This is a genomic window from Halorubellus litoreus (genome assembly GCF_037081675.1).
GTDB classification, from domain to species: domain Archaea; phylum Halobacteriota; class Halobacteria; order Halobacteriales; family Natrialbaceae; genus Halorubellus; species Halorubellus litoreus.
Window position 1 is genome coordinate 33786 of sequence record NZ_JAZAQL010000005.1, and the last position, 17040, is coordinate 50825.

At 68.4% G+C, this 17040-nt stretch carries 17 protein-coding genes; 9 read left to right on the forward strand and 8 right to left on the reverse strand.

Annotated features, from left to right (window positions below; translation table 11 throughout):
- Positions 1 to 29: 29 nt before the first annotated feature.
- The 4 genes from VYJ16_RS19460 to VYJ16_RS19475 form a co-directional block, all read right to left on the reverse strand.
- Entirely contained in the window at positions 30 to 1466 is a 1437-nt protein-coding gene (locus VYJ16_RS19460; protein ID WP_336351987.1) for a small ribosomal subunit Rsm22 family protein, read from the reverse strand.
- A 39-nt stretch (positions 1467 to 1505) separates the two neighbouring features.
- Positions 1506 to 2339, reverse strand: coding sequence for a prephenate dehydrogenase (locus VYJ16_RS19465; protein ID WP_336351988.1), 834 nt, complete (start codon positions 2337 to 2339; stop codon positions 1506 to 1508).
- A gap of 67 nt (positions 2340 to 2406) precedes the next feature.
- Positions 2407 to 3588 (reverse strand): Xaa-Pro peptidase family protein, encoded by a 1182-nt coding sequence (locus VYJ16_RS19470; protein ID WP_336351989.1) that lies wholly within the window; start codon positions 3586 to 3588, stop codon positions 2407 to 2409.
- Between the two features lie 31 nt (positions 3589 to 3619).
- Complete coding sequence (locus VYJ16_RS19475; protein WP_336351990.1) at positions 3620 to 4114, reverse strand: DUF8009 family protein; 495 nt, start codon at positions 4112 to 4114, stop codon at positions 3620 to 3622.
- 141 nt (positions 4115 to 4255) lie between these two features.
- Here VYJ16_RS19475 and aroA point away from each other — a divergent pair, with 141 nt between their 5' ends.
- From aroA to VYJ16_RS19520, 9 genes are all read left to right on the forward strand, one after another.
- Positions 4256 to 5572 carry a 3-phosphoshikimate 1-carboxyvinyltransferase gene (gene aroA / locus VYJ16_RS19480; protein ID WP_336351991.1) on the forward strand — a complete coding sequence of 439 codons (1317 nt, stop codon included), beginning with the start codon at positions 4256 to 4258 and terminating at the stop codon, positions 5570 to 5572.
- A gap of 66 nt (positions 5573 to 5638) precedes the next feature.
- On the forward strand, positions 5639 to 6952 hold the full coding sequence (locus tag VYJ16_RS19485) for an alkaline phosphatase family protein (RefSeq protein WP_336351992.1): 1314 nt from the start codon (positions 5639 to 5641) through the stop codon (positions 6950 to 6952).
- Between the two features lie 242 nt (positions 6953 to 7194).
- Positions 7195 to 8346, forward strand: coding sequence for a chorismate synthase (gene aroC, locus VYJ16_RS19490; protein WP_336351993.1), 1152 nt, complete (start codon positions 7195 to 7197; stop codon positions 8344 to 8346).
- A gap of 211 nt (positions 8347 to 8557) precedes the next feature.
- Positions 8558 to 10477, forward strand: coding sequence for a 2-oxoacid:acceptor oxidoreductase subunit alpha (locus tag VYJ16_RS19495; protein ID WP_336351994.1), 1920 nt, complete (start codon positions 8558 to 8560; stop codon positions 10475 to 10477).
- 3 nt (positions 10478 to 10480) lie between these two features.
- Positions 10481 to 11416, forward strand: coding sequence for a thiamine pyrophosphate-dependent enzyme (locus VYJ16_RS19500; protein ID WP_336351995.1), 936 nt, complete (start codon positions 10481 to 10483; stop codon positions 11414 to 11416).
- Positions 11417 to 11545: 129 nt separating this feature from the next.
- Positions 11546 to 11974, forward strand: coding sequence for an HTH-type transcriptional regulator LrpA1 (lrpA1, locus tag VYJ16_RS19505; RefSeq protein ID WP_336351996.1), 429 nt, complete (start codon positions 11546 to 11548; stop codon positions 11972 to 11974).
- A gap of 173 nt (positions 11975 to 12147) precedes the next feature.
- On the forward strand, positions 12148 to 12627 hold the full coding sequence (locus VYJ16_RS19510) for an SRPBCC family protein (RefSeq protein ID WP_336351997.1): 480 nt from the start codon (positions 12148 to 12150) through the stop codon (positions 12625 to 12627).
- Positions 12628 to 12705: 78 nt separating this feature from the next.
- Entirely contained in the window at positions 12706 to 13272 is a 567-nt protein-coding gene (locus tag VYJ16_RS19515; RefSeq protein ID WP_336351998.1) for an FAD-dependent oxidoreductase, read from the forward strand.
- 99 nt (positions 13273 to 13371) lie between these two features.
- The gene (locus VYJ16_RS19520; RefSeq protein WP_336351999.1) at positions 13372 to 14313 is read left to right on the forward strand and encodes a DMT family transporter; all 942 of its coding nucleotides are present in this window, start codon (positions 13372 to 13374) and stop codon (positions 14311 to 14313) included.
- 104 nt (positions 14314 to 14417) lie between these two features.
- On the opposite strand, the gene queC is transcribed toward VYJ16_RS19520, so the two are convergent.
- The 4 genes from queC to VYJ16_RS19540 form a co-directional block, all read right to left on the reverse strand.
- On the reverse strand, positions 14418 to 15224 hold the full coding sequence (gene queC / locus VYJ16_RS19525) for a 7-cyano-7-deazaguanine synthase QueC (RefSeq protein ID WP_336352000.1): 807 nt from the start codon (positions 15222 to 15224) through the stop codon (positions 14418 to 14420).
- A 17-nt stretch (positions 15225 to 15241) separates the two neighbouring features.
- Entirely contained in the window at positions 15242 to 16054 is an 813-nt protein-coding gene (locus tag VYJ16_RS19530; protein ID WP_336352001.1) for a 7-carboxy-7-deazaguanine synthase QueE, read from the reverse strand.
- Positions 16055 to 16056: 2 nt separating this feature from the next.
- Positions 16057 to 16515 (reverse strand): 6-pyruvoyl trahydropterin synthase family protein, encoded by a 459-nt coding sequence (locus VYJ16_RS19535; RefSeq protein WP_336352002.1) that lies wholly within the window; start codon positions 16513 to 16515, stop codon positions 16057 to 16059.
- Positions 16516 to 16669: 154 nt separating this feature from the next.
- Positions 16670 to 17017, reverse strand: a complete 348-nt coding sequence (locus VYJ16_RS19540; protein ID WP_336352003.1) for a helix-turn-helix domain-containing protein — start codon at positions 17015 to 17017, stop codon at positions 16670 to 16672.
- Positions 17018 to 17040 lie beyond the last annotated feature (23 nt).

The following is a 17040-nucleotide window of genomic DNA, read 5'->3' on the forward strand; positions in this document are numbered from 1 at the left end:
TCGGGTGGTGTGGTGAGTTCGCTGGGGGCTCAGAGTGGTGCTGGTGCGTGGTCGACGGTCGTGTGTTCGTCGACGACGAGGTTGTAGGCTTCTTCGTCGTCGTTCCAGAGGGCGAGGGCGCCGTCGAACGTGAGGAGGTCGCCGTAGTCGGCGCGCCGGAGGTCGTCGTTGAGTGCGGTTTCGTTCGTGAGGACGGCGTAGTGGTCGATGGCCTCGCTGCCGTCGCCGACCTTGTAGAGGGGGTTGGCGTCGTCGTGGTCGGTGAGGTCGTGGGAGAGTTTCACCGCGATGGCTTTGATGCGGTTGGGGACGTGCGTCTCGGTCTCGGCCATGCGAGCGTACTTGTTCGTGGTGGCGGTGACGTCGAGGCGGCGGGTGGTGTCGCGGCGGAGGATGCTGTACGCGTATTGGACGTCTACGTTCACGAACTCGCCGGGTGCGTGCTCGGCGTCGGATTCGGGGGTGGCGTCGTCGAGGCGGCGTTGGAAGTCGGGGACGTCGAGGTCGTGTTTCACGTCGAACGTCCACCCGCGGTCGGTGGGTTCGTGGCCGGGCCAGAGGCGGACGGTCGGCGAGTAGACGGTCGCGTTCGTCGATTCGACGACGGCCCGTTCGGCGGTTCGGAGGCCGGTGGCGGTGTTCTGGTCGGCGGGGGCGAGTGCGAGGAGTGCGCCGTCGTCGGCGACCGCGTTCGTGTACGTCTCGAGGACGGTTTCGGGGTCGGCGAGTTCGTTGAGGACGTTCGCGAACACGACGAGGTCCCATGCTTGGTCCGCGTCTGCGCGAGGGTCGAAGTCTTCGGCGCGGTCTCGGTGGACGGTGGTGTGGAAGTTGTCGCCGGTCTCGTCGAGCATCGATTCGAGGACGTCCGCGTTCGCGCTCGGTTCGAGCGCGTGGTAGTCGACGAGCGCGTCGTTCGGGAGGAAGTCGTGGAGGCCGAGTGCGGGGCCGCCGACGCCGGCGCCGACGTCGAGGACGCGGAGGTCGCGACCGAGCAGGTTCTTCTCGGTGAGGTCGGCGAGCACGTACTGGATGGCGGCGTAGAAGTCGGGGAGGTGATAGCAGCCGTACGCGAGCGCGGCCTGCTGGTCGTACGTGACGTCGCGCTGGTGGTAGTAGTCGTCCTTCATCCGGCGGATGGTCTCGCGGAGCGCGTCGCCGCTGTCGCCGCGATGCCAGTCGGGGCCGTACGCGGCGACGAGTTCGTCCTCGAACGTTCGCGCGTACCCGACGGGGAACTTGTCGACGTCGACGCGGCGGTACTCGATGGGGTTCTCGTTGACGGGCACGAACGTGCCGTCGGCCTGTTGGACGAGTCCGAGGTCGACCGCTTCCTCGTGGAGGATTCGCTTCACGACCGCGGGATGGGGGTGGCCGTCGACGTACTCGCAGATCTCCTCGGGGTCGATCGGGCGGACGTTCTGGAGGTACTTCGCGTTGTTCCGGATGGCGTCTCTATCTGTCATCGGTGGTCCCTGTGTCTCTCGTCGGTTGTCCGTCGTTCGTCATCGGTGGTCGGTGACGTCGTCGTGGGTGGTGTCCGTGGCGTCGTGCGCGGTGTCTGTGGCGTCATGGGCGCGTTCGCTGGCGTCGGCGAACGCGTCGAGGAAGGCGTCATGGTCGGCGTCGGCGAGCCGCGCGACTGCGTCCGCGAGGGCGTGGCGGCCGGCCGCGTATCGGTCGGCGATGTCGGCGTAGACGCGTGGTTCCTGTCTCGTGACGTGCGCGGCGAGGTCGGCGAGTTCGCGCGAGAGCGGCGTGTGGAACTCCTCGCGGACGTCGTCGGTGGCGAGCCGCCACGCGAGGATCGCGGCGTGCGTGGCGGCCTGCACTGACTCCATCGCGGTGTCGTGCTCGTCGACGGTCGTGTCGAAGACGTCGTTCCCGCTCGCGGCGAGCGAGTCGCGGAGTGCATCGGTGACGGGACCGGGCTGGTCGTGCACGGCTGCGATCGAGCCGGGGGCGTTCTCGGGGGCGAACAGCGGGTGGAGGCTCAGGCGTTCCAGGTCGGGTGCGTGCTCGCGCATCGCGCTCACCGGGCCGCCCATCTCGCCGGCGACGTCGACGACCGCGCTGGTCGCTCGACTCGCTTGGGGGGCGATGACGTCGGGTGCGACCGTCATCGGGACTGCAACGCAGACGACGTCGAACCGCGCCCCGTCCGCGTCTGCGTTAGCGGCCGCGTCGTTCGGGTCCAGCGGTGCCGTCTCGGCGTCGTCGACGGCTGCGGCTGCGCGGTCGGCCGCGGCGGGGTCGGCGTCCGCGAACGCGACGCGTGCGTCCACGAGCCCCCCGAACCAGCGACCCATCGTCCCGGCGCCGACGACGAGTACTCGCATCTGGACGCGAGTAGCCGACCGCGGGAGAAAAGCCGTTCGATACCGCCACTCGCCGACGTCCAGGGACCTACTCGACTTCGAGCTCGATGGGGTAGTCAGTGAGGTTCTCGTAGCCGTCCTCGGTGACGACGACGATGTCTTCGATGCGGACGCCGCCGACGGCGGGGTCGTAGAGGCCGGGTTCGATGGTGATGACGTGTCCGGCTTCGAGTTCCTCGCCGTTCAGCGATATCGAGGGGGCTTCGTGGACGTCCAGGCCGACGCCGTGTCCGGTCGAGTGAATGAATCCGGTCTCGGTGTCGGGGTCGGTGAAGACGGTCGGGTGACCGGCGTCCTGGTAGACGTCGACGACCGCCTGGTTCACCTCCTCGCCGGTCGCGCCGGCTTCGACGGCGTCGAGGGCGGCCTTCCGCGCCTCGTCGGTGACGGCGTGCCAGTCGCGCTGGGTGTCGGTCGCCTCGCCTTTGACGAACGTCCGCGTCATGTCGGCGTGGTACTTCGACGCCTTGTTCCGCGGGAAGATGTCGATGATGATGGTCTCACCGGCTTCGAGCGGACCGCTCCCGCGGTCGTGGGGGTCGGCGGCGTCCGCGCCGCACGCGACGATGGTCTCGTCGAGCGCACACCCTTCGCGGATGAGCGCCACCTCGATCTCCTCGGTGACGCGCTCGCTCGTCAACGGTTCGCCCTCGTACTGGAGGACGCCGTCCTCGACGGTCGCCTCGCGGATGAGTGCCTCCGCGGCGGCCATCGCGTTCTCGTTCGCCTTCTGGGCTTCGCGCACGTACTCGAGTTCCTCTTCGGTCTTCACCGCACGGACGTCCGTGACGACACCGCTCGCGGTCGACTCGGGGTCGACCGTGACGCCCTCCTCGCGGAGGCCGTCCGCGAGCCCAGCGGGGAATCCGTGCTGGGTGGCGACGGACTCGACGCCGACGTCCGCGAGGAACTCCGAGACGACCTTCTGCTGGACGCGGTCCTCGCCGTACTCGGCTTGCTTCTCGCGCGGTTCGTACTCGGAGCGGCGCTTCACGGTGTCGGCGCGCGCCTCCTTCTTCGCGCGACCGTACTCGAGCGACGACACGAGGATGGCGGTCTCGTCGGGCGTGTACACGCCGACGAACGGGTCCGGTGCGCCGAAACCGGTCGTGTAGTAGAGGTCGGAGTTCGACTCGTCGTCGGCGAACGCGTACCCGTCGAGGTTGTGCTCGTCGAGGTACGCATCCAGTGCGGCGAAGTCCGGGTCCATGCGCGTACCCTCGGAACGGTCGGGCTTACGTCTACTGTTTCACTGCCCCGAGGTACCGCACCTCGAACTCGCAGCGCTCGTCGTTCGGCCCGGTGACGTGAGTTCGTTCGCGGAAGTGCTCGGGGACTCGCTCTCGCCAGTCGGCGACCGCGTCCTCGTGACGGTCGAAGTGTTCTTCGACGTCGTACTCCGGGGATTCGGCTGGTTTCGGTTCTGTGTCGGGTGCTCGGGGGAACGACGGGGCGTGCTCGTCGACGAATGCGTCTGCGGGAACGAGGAGCGGGTCGACGTCAGTCCCGTCGCTCAGCGCGGTCTCCCCGGCCGGGTTGCTCTCCGGCGGTACCGCCTGTTTGGGTTTCATCTCTCCGGGCACGTGGATGCGGGCACGTTGTCGTCGTCGGAACGGCGGCGTCACCCGGAGGACGGTCTCGCGCCCCTGCGCGGTCGCCGCGAGCGCCGCGACGACGTCGTCGGCGTGCACGACGAGGACGTCCACGGTCCGCGGATCCGGCGATTCCACTGGCATACGAGGACGATGGTGCCCGACGAACTTGGGTCGCTCGCCGACGGAACCCGGTTCGAACGCGATGGGTGCCGTCGCGCTTCCGGACCGGCGGACGTTGTCGCCGTCGGTACCCATAACCCACCTGGGGTCCACGGCTGGGGCATGGACGCACACGTCTCTCCCTCGTCGGTCTCGGGGACTGCACGCGCCCCGCCCTCGAAGAGCTACACGCATCGAGCCATCCTCGCCGCCGGTCTCGGCGACGGCGCCACGGTTCACGACCCGCTCGTGAGTGCGGACACGCGAGCGACCGCTCGCGCCGTGGAGGCCTTCGGCGGGTCGGTCGCCTTCGCCGAGGACGGCACCGAGGCGGTCGTCGAGGGCCTCTCCGGGTCACCGGGCACGCCCGACGACGTCGTCGATTGCGCGAACAGCGGGACGACGATGCGACTCGTCACCGCGGTCGCGGGACTCGTCGACGGCACGACCGTCCTCACGGGCGACTCGTCGCTCCGCTCGCGCCCCCAGGGCCCGCTTCTGGACGCGCTCGAACAGCTCGGCGCGACAGCGCGGAGCACGCGCTCGAACGGACAGGCGCCGCTCGTCGTCGACGGCCCGATGGTGGGTGGAACGGCGAGCATCCCCGGGGACGTCTCCTCGCAGTTCGTCACCGCGCTCCTGATGGCGGGCGCACTCACCGACGACGGCGTCGACGTCGCCCTCGAAACCGAGTTGAAGTCCGCGCCGTACGTCGACATCACGCTCGACGTCCTCGACGCGTTCGGCGTCGCGGCGGAAGCGACCGCTGGCGAGACCGCCGACGCCGTCGCCGGCTACCACGTCGACGGCGGGCAGCCGTACGCCGCGGCCGACGGCGAGTACCGCGTCCCCGGTGACTTCTCGTCGATGTCGTACCTCCTCGCGGCTGGCGCGGTCGCCGGCGACCCCGAGGTCACCGTCGAAGGCGCGGTCCCGAGTGCGCAGGGAGACGCCGCCATCATCGACATCGTCGAGCGGATGGGTGCGCCCGTGAACTGGGACCGCGACGCGGGTACGGTGACCGTCGAGCAGGCCGACCTCGCGGGCGTCACGGTCGACGTCGGCGACACGCCGGACCTCCTCCCGACAATCGCCGCCCTCGGTGCGGTCGCGGACGGCGACACGCGCATCGAGAACGCCGAGCACGTCCGGTACAAGGAGACAGACCGCGTCACCGCGATGGCGGAGGAACTCGCGAAGATGGGCGCGAGCGTCACCGAAGAGCAGGACGCGCTCACCGTCCACGGCGGCGAGACGACCCTCGAGGGTGCGACCGTCGACGGCCGCGCCGATCATCGCATCGTGATGGCGCTCGCCGTCGCCGCACTCGTCGCCGACGGCGACACCACCATCCATGGCTGCGAGCACGTCGACGTCTCCTTCCCCGGATTCTTCGGGGTCCTCGAGGACCTCGGCGCGCACGCTCACCCCCTCGACTGACTGAGTACGTGGACGACCCCGAGCGATGCGGAATTCGTGAAACAGTCCCATGCCTGCGTCGGTTTCATGTACGCAGATTCCGTTCGCTGCGACATGCTCCGCGACGACGTCGAGGCCGACCTCCGCGAGCGGTTCCAGACGGAGGGGCCGCGGCTCTACCCCGCGTACGAGGACTACTGCTTCGGGAACGTCCCGAGGACGCTCACGAGCGCGCTCGGCGAACCAACGGGTACCAGAGCCCTCCCCGCTGACGTCTACGACGACGTCCCTGGCGTTTCGGTTGACGACGAACGGGACGTCGACTACGTCCTCCTGTTCCTCGTCGACGGGTTCGGGCTCGCGCAGTGGCACGACCACCGCGACCACTCAGTCGTCTCGGCGGTCGAGCGCGCGACGACGGTGACGCCGCTGACGTCCGTGTTCCCGAGCGAAACCGCCGCCGCAATCACGACCCTCAACACGGGCGCCTATCCCGCCGAGCACGGCGTCCTCGGGTGGGACGTCTACGACCCCGCTCTCGACGCCTCGTTCCTCGGGCTCAGGTTCGAGGGCACCGGCGGAAGCGACGTCTCCGCGTACGACGCCGAGGACGCGTTCGCCGCCGACGCGATGTATCCCGGGCTCGACGAACGGGGCGTCGACTGCCGGACGGTCGCGCCGTTCCCGTCGTCGTACTCGGGCGCAACCGCCTCGCAGTACGACGGCGAGGACCTCGCGACGCTCCCCGCGACGGTCGCGGACGCCGTCGAGGACGCCGACGACCCGGCCTACGTCTACGTCTACCTCCCGCAGATCGACGGGAGCGGCCACCACGACGGCAACCACTCCCCGGCGTACGCGGACGTCGTGGACGAGACGTGGACCGCGGTCGCGGACGCGGTCGCCGCCGCAGAGGCCGCGGTCGACGCCGACGACGACGTGCTCGTCGCGTTCACCGCGGACCACGGTCAGATAGATACCGTCCCGGACCGGAACGTCGATCTCACCGAGTACCCGACGGTCGTCGACGGCCTCGAACGCTTCAGTGACGGGTCGCCGGTGTACCTCTCCGGCGGCCCGCGGAGCGTCGAACTGCACGTGCGCGACGACGCGACGGCCGCCGTTCGGCGTGTTCTCGAGAACGACGTCGGCGCGTTCGTCCTTGACGGCGAGGACGCGCTCGCACAGGACCTCTACGGGGACGGCCCGCTGAGTCCCGAGACGGAGCGTCGCGTCGGCGACCTCGTCGTTCTCCATCCCGAACTCGGCGTCTACTGCGCCGTGGGAGCGGCGGCGAAGAGTCTGCGATTCGTCGGGATGCACGGCGGCCTCCACCCCGACGAGATGCTCGTGCCGTTCGCCGCGGGTCGACTCGACGACGTCGCCGAGGCGCTATCGTAGCGACTGGTCGCTTCGAGGGTCTCCGTGGCGTATGGGCTGACAGGTGACGGTCGCTGCTGGTCGCCGACGAGGTCGTCACGCTCCCGTCCAGGCTCGCCGGCGGCGTCGGTCAGACGATGCCGGCGCTTGCCGCGGCATCACCCATGAATTCCCGGCTGCGGAGTGAGTGGTCCGTTGTCTGGGACGCGGGCCGGAATTGCACCTAGGGCAGGGTTGAAAGGGTAGGGCGCGTAGGGGCGTGCATGAACGGGAATCGGTTCGGGCGGCTCTTCCAGGTGACGACGTTCGGCGAGAGCCACGGTGAGGCGATGGGCGTGACGGTCTCGGGGTGTCCCGCGGGCTTGGAGCTCTCGGAGGAGGACATCCAGCGGGACCTCGACCGGCGGAAGCCGGGGCAGTCGAAGATCACGACGAGTCGCGGGGAGCCGGACGCGGTCTCCATCAAGTCCGGGCTCCAGGACGGGTACACGACGGGGACGCCCATCGGGATGGTCATCGAGAACAAGGACGCTCGCAGCGGGAAGTACGAGCCGTTCATCACGGCGCCGCGGCCGTCCCATGGGGACTTCACGTACTCTGCGAAGTTCGGGACGCGGAACTGGGGCGGTGGTGGGCGGTCGTCGGCGCGCGAGACCGTGAACTGGGTCGCCGCGGGCGCTATCGCGAAGAAGCTCCTCGCTCGCGAGGGCGTCGAGCTGAAGGCGCACGTGAATCAGATCGACGACATCGAGGCGCCAGCGGTGAGTTTCGCGGAGATGGTCGAGCACAGCGAGGAGAACCCGGTGCGGTGCGGGCATCCCGAGACCGCAGAGGCGATGCGCGAGCGCATCGACGAGTACCAGGAACAGGGCGACTCCATCGGTGGGAGCATCGAGTTCCGCGCGGAGGGCGTCCCCGTGGGCCTGGGGGCGCCGCGGTTCGATTCGCTCTCGGCGCGACTCGGGCAGGCGATGATGGCGGTGCCGGCGACGACCGCGTTCGAGTTCGGCCTCGGGACCGAGGCGACGACGTGGACGGGGAAGGAGCGCAACGACGACTGGGAGTTCGACGACGACGGCAACCCGGTCCCGGTCGAGAACGACCACGGCGGCATCCAGGGCGGTATCTCGTCGGGCGAACCCATCTACGGCGAGGTGACGCTGCACGCGCCGACGTCGATCCCGAAAGAGCAGCAGACCGTGGACTGGGAGACGGGCGAAGAGAAGACCGAGCAGGTCATCGGCCGCCACGACCCCGTGCTGCCGCCGCGGGGCGTGCCGGTCGTCGAGTCGATGCTCGCGTTGACGCTCGTCGACTTCATGCTCCTCTCGGGGCGCATTAACCCCGACCGGGTCGACGGCGACGTCGGCGAGTACGATACCGACTATCATCCGAGCAGTCCGCGTAACGAGTAGGATTCGCCCGTTTTCGTCGGTTCTTCGAGAGGTCGACGCGTCCCGGATGAACGTTCGTTTGGAATAGTCCGGGTCGGCGCCGTCTGCGGAAACGCGGAAACTGTTCCCCGGTTCTTCACAATTATTGTGTGCTAATGGATAGCAAAGGCTTTAGTCGGTTTCTCGTGAATCTCCAAACACCTAGGTCCAGCATGGGCCGTGACTACCAACAATGACTGACGACGACCTCATCTGGCGCGTCTCTGGCGGTTCCGGTGACGGAATCGACTCGACGAGCCAGAACTTCGCGAAGGCCCTGATGCGCTCGGGGCTGAACATCTTCACGCATCGTCACTATCCCTCTCGAATCCGCGGCGGCCACACGTACGTCGAGATCCGCGCGTCCGACGACGACGTGCGGTCCCGCGGCGACGGATACAACTTCCTCCTCGCCCTCGGCGACTCCTTCGCGCGGAACCCGAAGGAGAACGCCTACTACGGGAACGAGGAGCTGAAGCCACTCAGCGAGAACCTCGACGACCTCCGCGAGGGCGGCGTCATCGTCTACGACACCGGCCTGCTCGACGAGGACGACGTCGCGGAACTCGACCTCGAGGAGCGAGCCGAGGAGAACGGCTGGCACCTCTACCCGATGGACCTCCGCGAGATCGCGAAGGAACACGGGCGCGAGGTCATGCGGAACACCGCCGGCGTCGCCGCCACCGCCGCGCTCCTCGACATGGACCTCCAGCACATCAAGGAGATCATGCAGGAGGCAATGTCGGGCGACATCCTCGACGCGAACGTCACCATCCTCGAGGACACCTACGAGGACGTCAAGGAGAACACGGAGATGACACACGACCTCCGTGCGCCCACCGGCGAGTACGAGAGCGAGCAAGCGCTGCTCTCGGGCTCGAACGCCATCGCGTACGGCGCCATCGACGCCGGCTGCCGGTTCATCGCCGGGTACCCGATGACGCCGTGGACGGACGTCTTCACCATCATGAGCCAGAACCTTCCGGAGATGGGCGGCATCTCCGAGCAGGTCGAGGACGAGATCGCCGCAGCCGCGCTCGCCGTGGGCGCCAGCCACAACGGTGCGAAAGCGATGTCCGGTTCGTCCGGCGGTGGATTCGCGCTCATGAGCGAACCCCTCGGTCTCGCCGAGCAGACCGAGACGCCGCTCGTGCTCGTCGAAGCGATGCGCGCCGGTCCCTCCACGGGGATGCCGACGAAGCCCGAACAGGCCGACCTCGAGCACGTCCTCTACACGAGCCAGGGCGACAGCCAGCGCGTCGTGTTCGCGCCCGGGAACATCCGCGAAGCCTACGAGCAGACGCGGAAGGCGTTCGAGATCGCATGGGACTACCAGATCCCCACGATCCTCGTCTACGACCAGAAGCTCGGCGGCGAGAACACGAACGTCGACGTCGAGTTCTTCGACCGCGAGCCCGCGCCCGACCTCGGGTCGACGCTCACCGAGGAGGAACTCCTCGAGGCCGCCCACGAGGACTCCGGGAAGTTCCAGCGGTTCCAGCACGACCCCGAGGAGAACTTCGACGGCGTGCCCGAGGGCGTGAGTCCACGGTCGCTCCCCGGCCAGCAGAACGGCCGGTATCTCGCCAGCGGGAACGAGCACAACCCGAGCGGGCACATCAGCGAGGACCCCGACAACCGCGTCGCACAGATGGACCGTCGGAAGCGCAAGAAGGAAGCGATCCGCGCGGAACTCGACGAGGACTCCCAGCAGACGTACTTCGGTCCCGAGGAAGCCGAGTACGGCATCCTCACGTGGGGGTCGAGTCAGGGCGCGGTCAAGGAAGCCGTCGACCGGCTCAACGAGAACGGGCACTCCGTGAAGGCGCTGTCCGTGTCGGACATGATGCCGTACCCCGTCGAGGAGGTCACGGCGTGGCTGGAGAGCGTGGACGAGGCGATGGTCGTGGAGATGAACGCGACCGCGCAGTTCCGCGGCCTCACCCAGAAGGAGCTCGGTCGGTTCGGCGACAAGATGACCAGCCTCCTGAAGTACAACGGGAACCCCTTCGAGCCGGCGGAGGTCGTCGAGGGGTTCGAAGCGAACGTCAACGGTGGCGACACGTCGGACCTGCAGGCGCAGGTCCGCATCGAACCTGCAGCAGGTGACTAACCTATGAGTGCATTCAACGCAGTCGACGACGAGCGAGAGATCGACCGGGAGGAGTTCACGCCCGGTCTCGAACCCCAGCCGACGTGGTGCCCGGGGTGCGGTGACTTCGGCGTCCTGAAGGCGCTGAAGCAGGCGCTCCCGGAGGTCGGGAAGACGCCCGAGGAGGTCCTGACGGTGACGGGCATCGGGTGCTCGGGGAAGCTGAACAGCTACCTGGACACGTACGGGTTCCACACGATCCACGGGCGGAGTCTGCCCGTGGCGCGTGCGGCGAAGCTCGCGAACCCCGGCGTCGAGGTCATCGCGGCGGGCGGTGACGGCGACGGGTACGGCATCGGTGGGAATCACACGATGCACACCGCGCGCGAGAACCACGACATGACGTACATCGTGTTCAACAACGAGATCTTCGGGCTGACGAAGGGGCAGACGAGTCCCACGAGTCCGAAGGGGCACAAGTCCAAGACCCAGCCCCACGGGAACACGAAGACGCCGATCCGCCCGCTCTCGCTCCAGTTGACGAGCGGGGCGACGTACATCGCGCGGACGGCCGCGGTGAACCCGAACCAGGCGAAGGAGATAATCAAGGAGGCCATCGAGCACGACGGGTTCGCGCACATCGACTTCCTCACGCAGTGCCCGACGTGGAACAAGGACGCGCGCCAGTACGTGCCCTACATCGACATCCAGGAGTCCGACGACTACGACTTCGACCTGGGCTCGCGCACCGAAGCCCAGGAGATGATGACGAAGGCCGAGGAGGCGCTCTACGAGGGCGAGGTCCTCACGGGTCGGTTCTACGTCGACGACGAGTCGGTGTCCTACCAGCAGCAGAAGCAGGACATCGGCGAGATGCCCGCGGAGCCGCTCGCGGAGCGGTACTTCGACGACGACTACGAGTGGGAGCGGAGCTACGACCTGCTCGACCGCCACACGTAACGCGGCTGCGTCGTCGCGTCCATCGGTCGGGTCGCGGCCTGCGCTCGCAGGCCGTGGTTCTCGACTTGCGAGGGGGAGTTCGGTGGTCCGAAAGCTTCTTTCGCACCGACGCAAATTTCTTCTACATATATGAGCACGCAGTCGACCGCCGACCGCATCCTCTCCATCCTCGAGGAGGACGCGCAGGCCTCTCACGCGGAGATCGCGGAGAGGGCGGGGGTTTCGAAGCCGACGGTCCGGAAGTACATCAAGGAACTCGAGTCCGAGGGCGTCATCGTGGGGTACTCCGCGGACGTGGACCCGAAGAAGCTCGCGAGTCAGTCGATCGCGCTCGTCGGTATCGAGGTGGCGAGCGAGAAGTACGTCGAGGACACTCGGAAGTTGAAGGCGCTCGACGCGGTCGAGTCGCTGTACACGTCCAGCGGTGATCACATGCTGATGGCGGAGGTGCGTGCGGAGGACGGCGACTCTCTCGGGGCGATCATCGAGGACGAGATCCTCGCTATCGATGGCGTGACTGCAGCGCATCCGTCGTTCCTCCAGGAGCGATTGAAGTAACGACGCGGGTCGACTGTCGGGCGTCGTCGCAGAGGTCGTTGGGCTGGATGCGGTTGGTGTTCTGGGTGCGGTTGGTGTTCTGGGTGCGGTTGGTGTTCTGGGTCGCGCGAGGAGTCGTGGGCGTGGGTTCCCCGACCAGCGGCGTTATGCCCGTCGGGTGTCAATTCCCGGGTATGCCGACGTTCACGCGGGAGGTCCGGGTTCGTGCGCCGTTCGACGCTGTCTGGGAGTTCCACTCGAACGCGTCGGGGCTGGAGGCGTTGACGCCGGCGTTCATGGAACTGGAGTTGCTGGCGGTCCGCGGACCTGATGGCGAGGTGGACCCGGACGTCCTGGAGGCGGGTGCGGAGATCGAGATGCGGATGCGTCCGTTCGGGGTGACGCCCGCGCAGTCCTGGACGTCCGTCATCGTCGAGCGCGAGGAGAGCGAGGGGTCGGCGTACTTCGTCGACGAGATGCGCGGCGGGCCGTTCCGGGAGTGGCGGCACACTCACATGTTCTACGCCGACGGCGACGACACCGTCGTTCGCGACCGCGTCGACTATCGGCTCCCCCTCGGTGGGCTCGGCGACCTCGCGGGGCCGTTCGCGAAGGTCGGGTTCGAGGGGATGTTCCGCGACCGCCACAAGCGCACGAAGCGTCTTCTCGAGTAGCGACGCGGACCGGCAGGGGGCCCGCTCGCGGTTCCGGGACGGATACGCTTTTTCCACCAGCGCACGTTGTGTGATGGCATGGCACGAGTTCTCGTCGTCGGTGGCGGTCCCGCTGGCCTGAGCGCGGCGCTGTTCACCGCGAAGAACGGGCAGGAGACGAAGGTGTTCGACACGGACGAGACGTGGCTTCACAAGGCCCACCTGTTCAACTATCTCGGCATCGAATCGATGGACGGCGAGCGGTTCCTCGAGGAATCTCGCGAACAGGCGGACTCGTACGGCGTCGAACGCCATCAGGGCGAAGCGGTCACGTCCGTCGAGACCACGGAGGACGGGTTCGTCGTCCACACGACCGAGGACGTCGACGGTCGCTACGAGGGCGACTACGTCGTGCTCGCGACCGGCGCCGACCGCGACCTCGCCGAGGCGATGGGGTGCGAGTTCGACGACGACGGCACCGTCAGCGTGACCCTCTCGATGGAGACGTCCATCGAGGACTGCTACGCGACCGGTGCGATGGTCCGCGACCAGGAGTGGCAGGCCGTCATCTCCGCCGGCGACGGCGCGACCGCGGCTCTCGACGTCCTGAGCAAGGAGGAGGGCGAGCACTTCCACGACTTCGACACGCCCGGCGACGCCGAGTAGCGAGCCACGCGCCGCGAGGCCGCGGTCCGACTCCGGACCGGGGGTCGCGGGTTCGCCGGTACCGGAACGGGTTTGAGGCCGTCCGCGTACCGTGGAGGTGTGTTCAGTCGGGTGCGGCGCGCGGTCGTGGAGCGACCGGTCGTCGGCCTCGCCGTCGCGGTGCTCGCGGTGTCGACGAGCGCGCCGCTCGTCAGAGCCGTCGAGGACGCCCCCAGTACCGTCATCGCGTTCTACCGCGTGCTGTTCATGACGGCGCTCGTCGCGCCGCTCGCAGTCCACCGGAATCCCGGTGACTTCCGCGAGATATCGCGACGCGACCTCGCGATCGCGGTGGTCGCGGGCGTCGCGCTCGCCGCGCACTTCGCGCTCTGGTTCGTCAGCATCGACCTCACCACGATCGCCGCGAGCGCGACGCTCGTCCAGACCCAGCCCGTGTTCGTCGCCATCGGCGCGTGGCTCGTCCTCTCGGACCGCATCACGCCCCGGATGGTTCTCGGTATCGTCGTCGCGGTCGTCGGCGCGGCACTCATCGGGCTGGACGCCTCGGGGTCCTCGACGGTCTCCGACCCGCTGCTCGGGAACGCGCTCGCCGTCGCCTCCGCGGTGATGGCCGCGGCGTACGTCCTCGTCGGGCGGTCGCTCCGCCAGCGCGTTCGCGTGTTCCCGTACACGACCGTCGTCTACGGTGCATGCACGGTCGCGCTCCTCGTCACCGCGCTCGCGCAGGACCACGACCTCCTCGGTTATCCAGCCGTCGAGTGGGTGCTGTTCGCCGCGATGGCTATCGGCCCGGGCTTCTTCGGGCACACCGTCATCAACTGGCTGCTCGAACGCGTCGAGTCCGCGGTCGTCTCCGTCTCACTCCTCGGCGAGCCCGTCGGCGCGGCGGTGCTCGCGCTCGTCATCTTCGCGGAGGTCCCGGGGTGGCTCACCGTCGTCGGCGGCGCGGTGGCGCTCGCCGGCATCGCCGTCACCGTCCTCGCGCGCGAACGCGACGCCGGCCCGGCCGAGGACGACCCGACGGCCAGTCCGAGCGAGTAGCGAGCGAGGCAGGGCGCGGCCGCGTCGCGACCGAACCCCACACCCCCGGTGCAAGTGAAATACCGGTCGTCGAGCGCTATCACCCTCGTTCTGCGGCCTCCGACTCAGTCAGCGTCGTCGACGTAGTCCGGGCGCTCGGCGTACGCGATCGGGTCGCGTTCGTCGAGGCGCTGGAACGTCTGCAGGCGGAACGCGCACGCGTCGCACGTCCCGCACGCCGGTTCGTTCTCGCGATAGCAACTCCACGTGTGCTCGTAGGGAACGCCGAGTTCGAGGCCGCGCTCGGCGATGTCGGTCTTCGACCACTCGACGAACGGCGCGCGGATCTCGACGTCGGTATCGTCCTTCGTCCCCGCGTCGACGACGCCCTGGAACGCATCGAAGAACGCCGGGCGACAGTCGGGGTAGCCCGAGAAGTCCTCGCTGTGCGCGCCGATGAACACCGCCTCGCAGTCGTTCGCCTCCGCGTACGAGGTGGCCATCGCGAGCAAGTTCGCGTTCCGGAACGGCACGTACGAACTCGGTACCTCGTCGTCCCCGAGGTCGGCGTCGGCGACCGCCATCTCGTCGTCGGTCAGGCTCGACGCGCCGATGGCCGCGAGGTGCCCGGTCTCGACGTGCAGGAAGTCCACCGCGTCGACCGCGTCGGCGAGCGCACGAGCGCACTCGTACTCGCGGTCCGCCGTGTTCTGACCGTACGACGTGTGCAGCAGGAAGAGTTCGTACCCGCGGTCGGCGGCGACGGACGCCGCCGTCGCCGAATCCATCCCGCCGGACGCGAGCACGACCGCGCGCTTCTCGTCGGTTCCGGTCTTCGCGGCGTCGTTCTCTGCGGTCTCGTCGTCGCGCTCGTCGGTCGCGTCCTGGTCGTCGTTCGATGCGTCCGCTTGGTCGGTGATGTCGTCGGTCATGGCGTGCTCGTAGGGAGTCACGTTTCGGGGGCGTCGTTCCAGAGGTCGACGTGCAGGCGTGGCGTGTACCGGTAGCCGTGTTCGAGCGCGAGGTCGGCGACGCGCTCGCGGGTCTCGGCGAGTCGCTCGCGGGTCGCGCCCTCGGGCATCAGGAGGACGTCCGCGTCGCGGACGGTCGCCGTCGTCGCGTCACGGATGCGTTCGACGAGCGCGTTCACCTCCGCGAGGTCGTCGGCCTCGGAGACGACGAACTTCAGTTGGCTGTCGTACGATTCCACGAGCGCGGTCAGGGCGTCGAGGTCGATGCGGCGGTCGTCGTGGCGGTCGGCCCACTCGCCGTCGCCCTTCGGGTCGCGTTCGCGCGTCGGCACGCTGTTCGCGAGCTTCGGCGAGATAGAGGCGAGGTCCATCGGGGCGTCGGGCGCGATGGTGCCGTTCGTCTCCACGGTGGTGTGATAGCCGCGGTCGGCGAGGCGCTCGAGGAGCGTCTCGCTCGCGTCGTGCACGAGCGGTTCGCCGCCGGTGAGGACGACGTGGTCGGCGTCGAAGGATTCGACTTCGGCGACGACGTCGTCGAGGCTCATCCACGCGTGCGTCGGCTCCCACGACGTGTGATAGGAGTCGCAGTACCAGCAGCGGAGGTTACAGCCGCTCGTGCGGACGAAGACCGACGGCGTTCCAGCGAGCTTGCCCTCGCCCTGGAGGGACTCGAACAGCTCGTTCACCGGGAGCGCGTCGCCCTCCGGGGCGGTGGCGTCGTCGCCTGCAGCCCTCGTCGCGTCCGAGTCCTCGCCGTCGTCGCCGTCGTCGATGCTGTCGGTGACGGGCATCCCTAGAGCGGGCTGCCGCCAGTGAGTTCGCTCGTCTCGGCGACCTGCACGCGAACGTCAGCGACCGACTCCGGGAGCGCGTCCAGCAGCTTCGTCTCCAGGACGACGCTCATGACCTCCGCCGTCGGCGGGCGCTCCAGCGTGACGACCGCGTCCCCGTCGCCAGCCTCCTCGAACGCGTCGACGAGCGGGTCGTCCGCTTCGAGCAGGAACCGGTGGTCCCACTCGTCGACGACGTCGGTCACGTCGCCTTTGTCGACGACCCAGCCCTCCTCGGTGACGTCGCCCGTGATCGCGACCGCGATCTCGTAGTTGTGGCCGTGCGGGCGCGAGCACTTCCCGTCGTGGTGCTGGATGCGGTGCCCGGCGGAGATGCGTAACGGTCGGTCCCGGCCCACGTACAGCGTCCGTCGCGCGTCCTCGAGACGCTCCGCGGACGCCGACGGTATTCGCTCAATCATACTCCACGCTTCTCCCACGTGCACTTGAACGTGCTCATCCGCCGCGAGCGCGTCGCTCGTCGCAGGTTCGTCCCGAAGGAATCGACGACACGAGCACGGTCGCGAGCGGACCGCGGCCACCGTCACCAGCCGGTCCGGTGACGCTGGGCGGCGGTCACTCCATCTGCTCCTGAATCTGGTTCTTCGCGGCCGACCGGTCCTCGGTCGACAGGGTCGGTCCCTCGCCCGTGAACTCGATGGCGAACTCGTCGAGCGTCCGCCGGTAGACGTTCGTTCGCCGCCCCTCGTCCGAGAGCTGTCGGCCCTCGCACTGGAGGAGTCCCACGGACTCCAACTCCTCGATGCGACGATAGCACGTCGCGATGGGGACGCCCAGCTCGTCGCTGAGGTCCTGGACGGACGTCGGCGTCCGCGCCGCACAGAGGATCTCGGCGCTGTACTTGTTGCCGAGGGCCGTCAGGACGCTGGTGGCGACGTCGTCGGTCCGCCCACTCGAACTCATGTCGAACCCATTCACGATTATCA

Bases quoted from the DNA above. Each gene is read 5' to 3' on its own strand.
- queC (WP_336352000.1), bottom strand. From the start codon at position 15,224: ATGACCGACGACATCACCGACCAAGCGGACGCATCGAACGACGACCAG.
- VYJ16_RS19500 (WP_336351995.1), top strand. From the start codon at position 10,481: ATGAGTGCATTCAACGCAGTCGACGACGAGCGAGAGATCGACCGGGAG.
- lrpA1 (WP_336351996.1), top strand. From the start codon at position 11,546: ATGAGCACGCAGTCGACCGCCGACCGCATCCTCTCCATCCTCGAGGAG.
- aroC (WP_336351993.1), top strand. From the start codon at position 7,195: ATGAACGGGAATCGGTTCGGGCGGCTCTTCCAGGTGACGACGTTCGGC.
- VYJ16_RS19510 (WP_336351997.1), top strand. From the start codon at position 12,148: ATGCCGACGTTCACGCGGGAGGTCCGGGTTCGTGCGCCGTTCGACGCT.
- VYJ16_RS19540 (WP_336352003.1), bottom strand. From the start codon at position 17,017: ATGAGTTCGAGTGGGCGGACCGACGACGTCGCCACCAGCGTCCTGACG.
- VYJ16_RS19460 (WP_336351987.1), bottom strand. From the start codon at position 1,466: ATGACAGATAGAGACGCCATCCGGAACAACGCGAAGTACCTCCAGAAC.
- VYJ16_RS19470 (WP_336351989.1), bottom strand. From the start codon at position 3,588: ATGGACCCGGACTTCGCCGCACTGGATGCGTACCTCGACGAGCACAAC.
- VYJ16_RS19495 (WP_336351994.1), top strand. From the start codon at position 8,558: ATGACTGACGACGACCTCATCTGGCGCGTCTCTGGCGGTTCCGGTGAC.
- VYJ16_RS19475 (WP_336351990.1), bottom strand. From the start codon at position 4,114: ATGCCAGTGGAATCGCCGGATCCGCGGACCGTGGACGTCCTCGTCGTG.
- VYJ16_RS19465 (WP_336351988.1), bottom strand. From the start codon at position 2,339: ATGCGAGTACTCGTCGTCGGCGCCGGGACGATGGGTCGCTGGTTCGGG.
- VYJ16_RS19515 (WP_336351998.1), top strand. From the start codon at position 12,706: ATGGCACGAGTTCTCGTCGTCGGTGGCGGTCCCGCTGGCCTGAGCGCG.
- VYJ16_RS19530 (WP_336352001.1), bottom strand. From the start codon at position 16,054: ATGCCCGTCACCGACAGCATCGACGACGGCGACGACGGCGAGGACTCG.
- VYJ16_RS19485 (WP_336351992.1), top strand. From the start codon at position 5,639: ATGTACGCAGATTCCGTTCGCTGCGACATGCTCCGCGACGACGTCGAG.
- VYJ16_RS19535 (WP_336352002.1), bottom strand. From the start codon at position 16,515: ATGATTGAGCGAATACCGTCGGCGTCCGCGGAGCGTCTCGAGGACGCG.
- aroA (WP_336351991.1), top strand. From the start codon at position 4,256: ATGGACGCACACGTCTCTCCCTCGTCGGTCTCGGGGACTGCACGCGCC.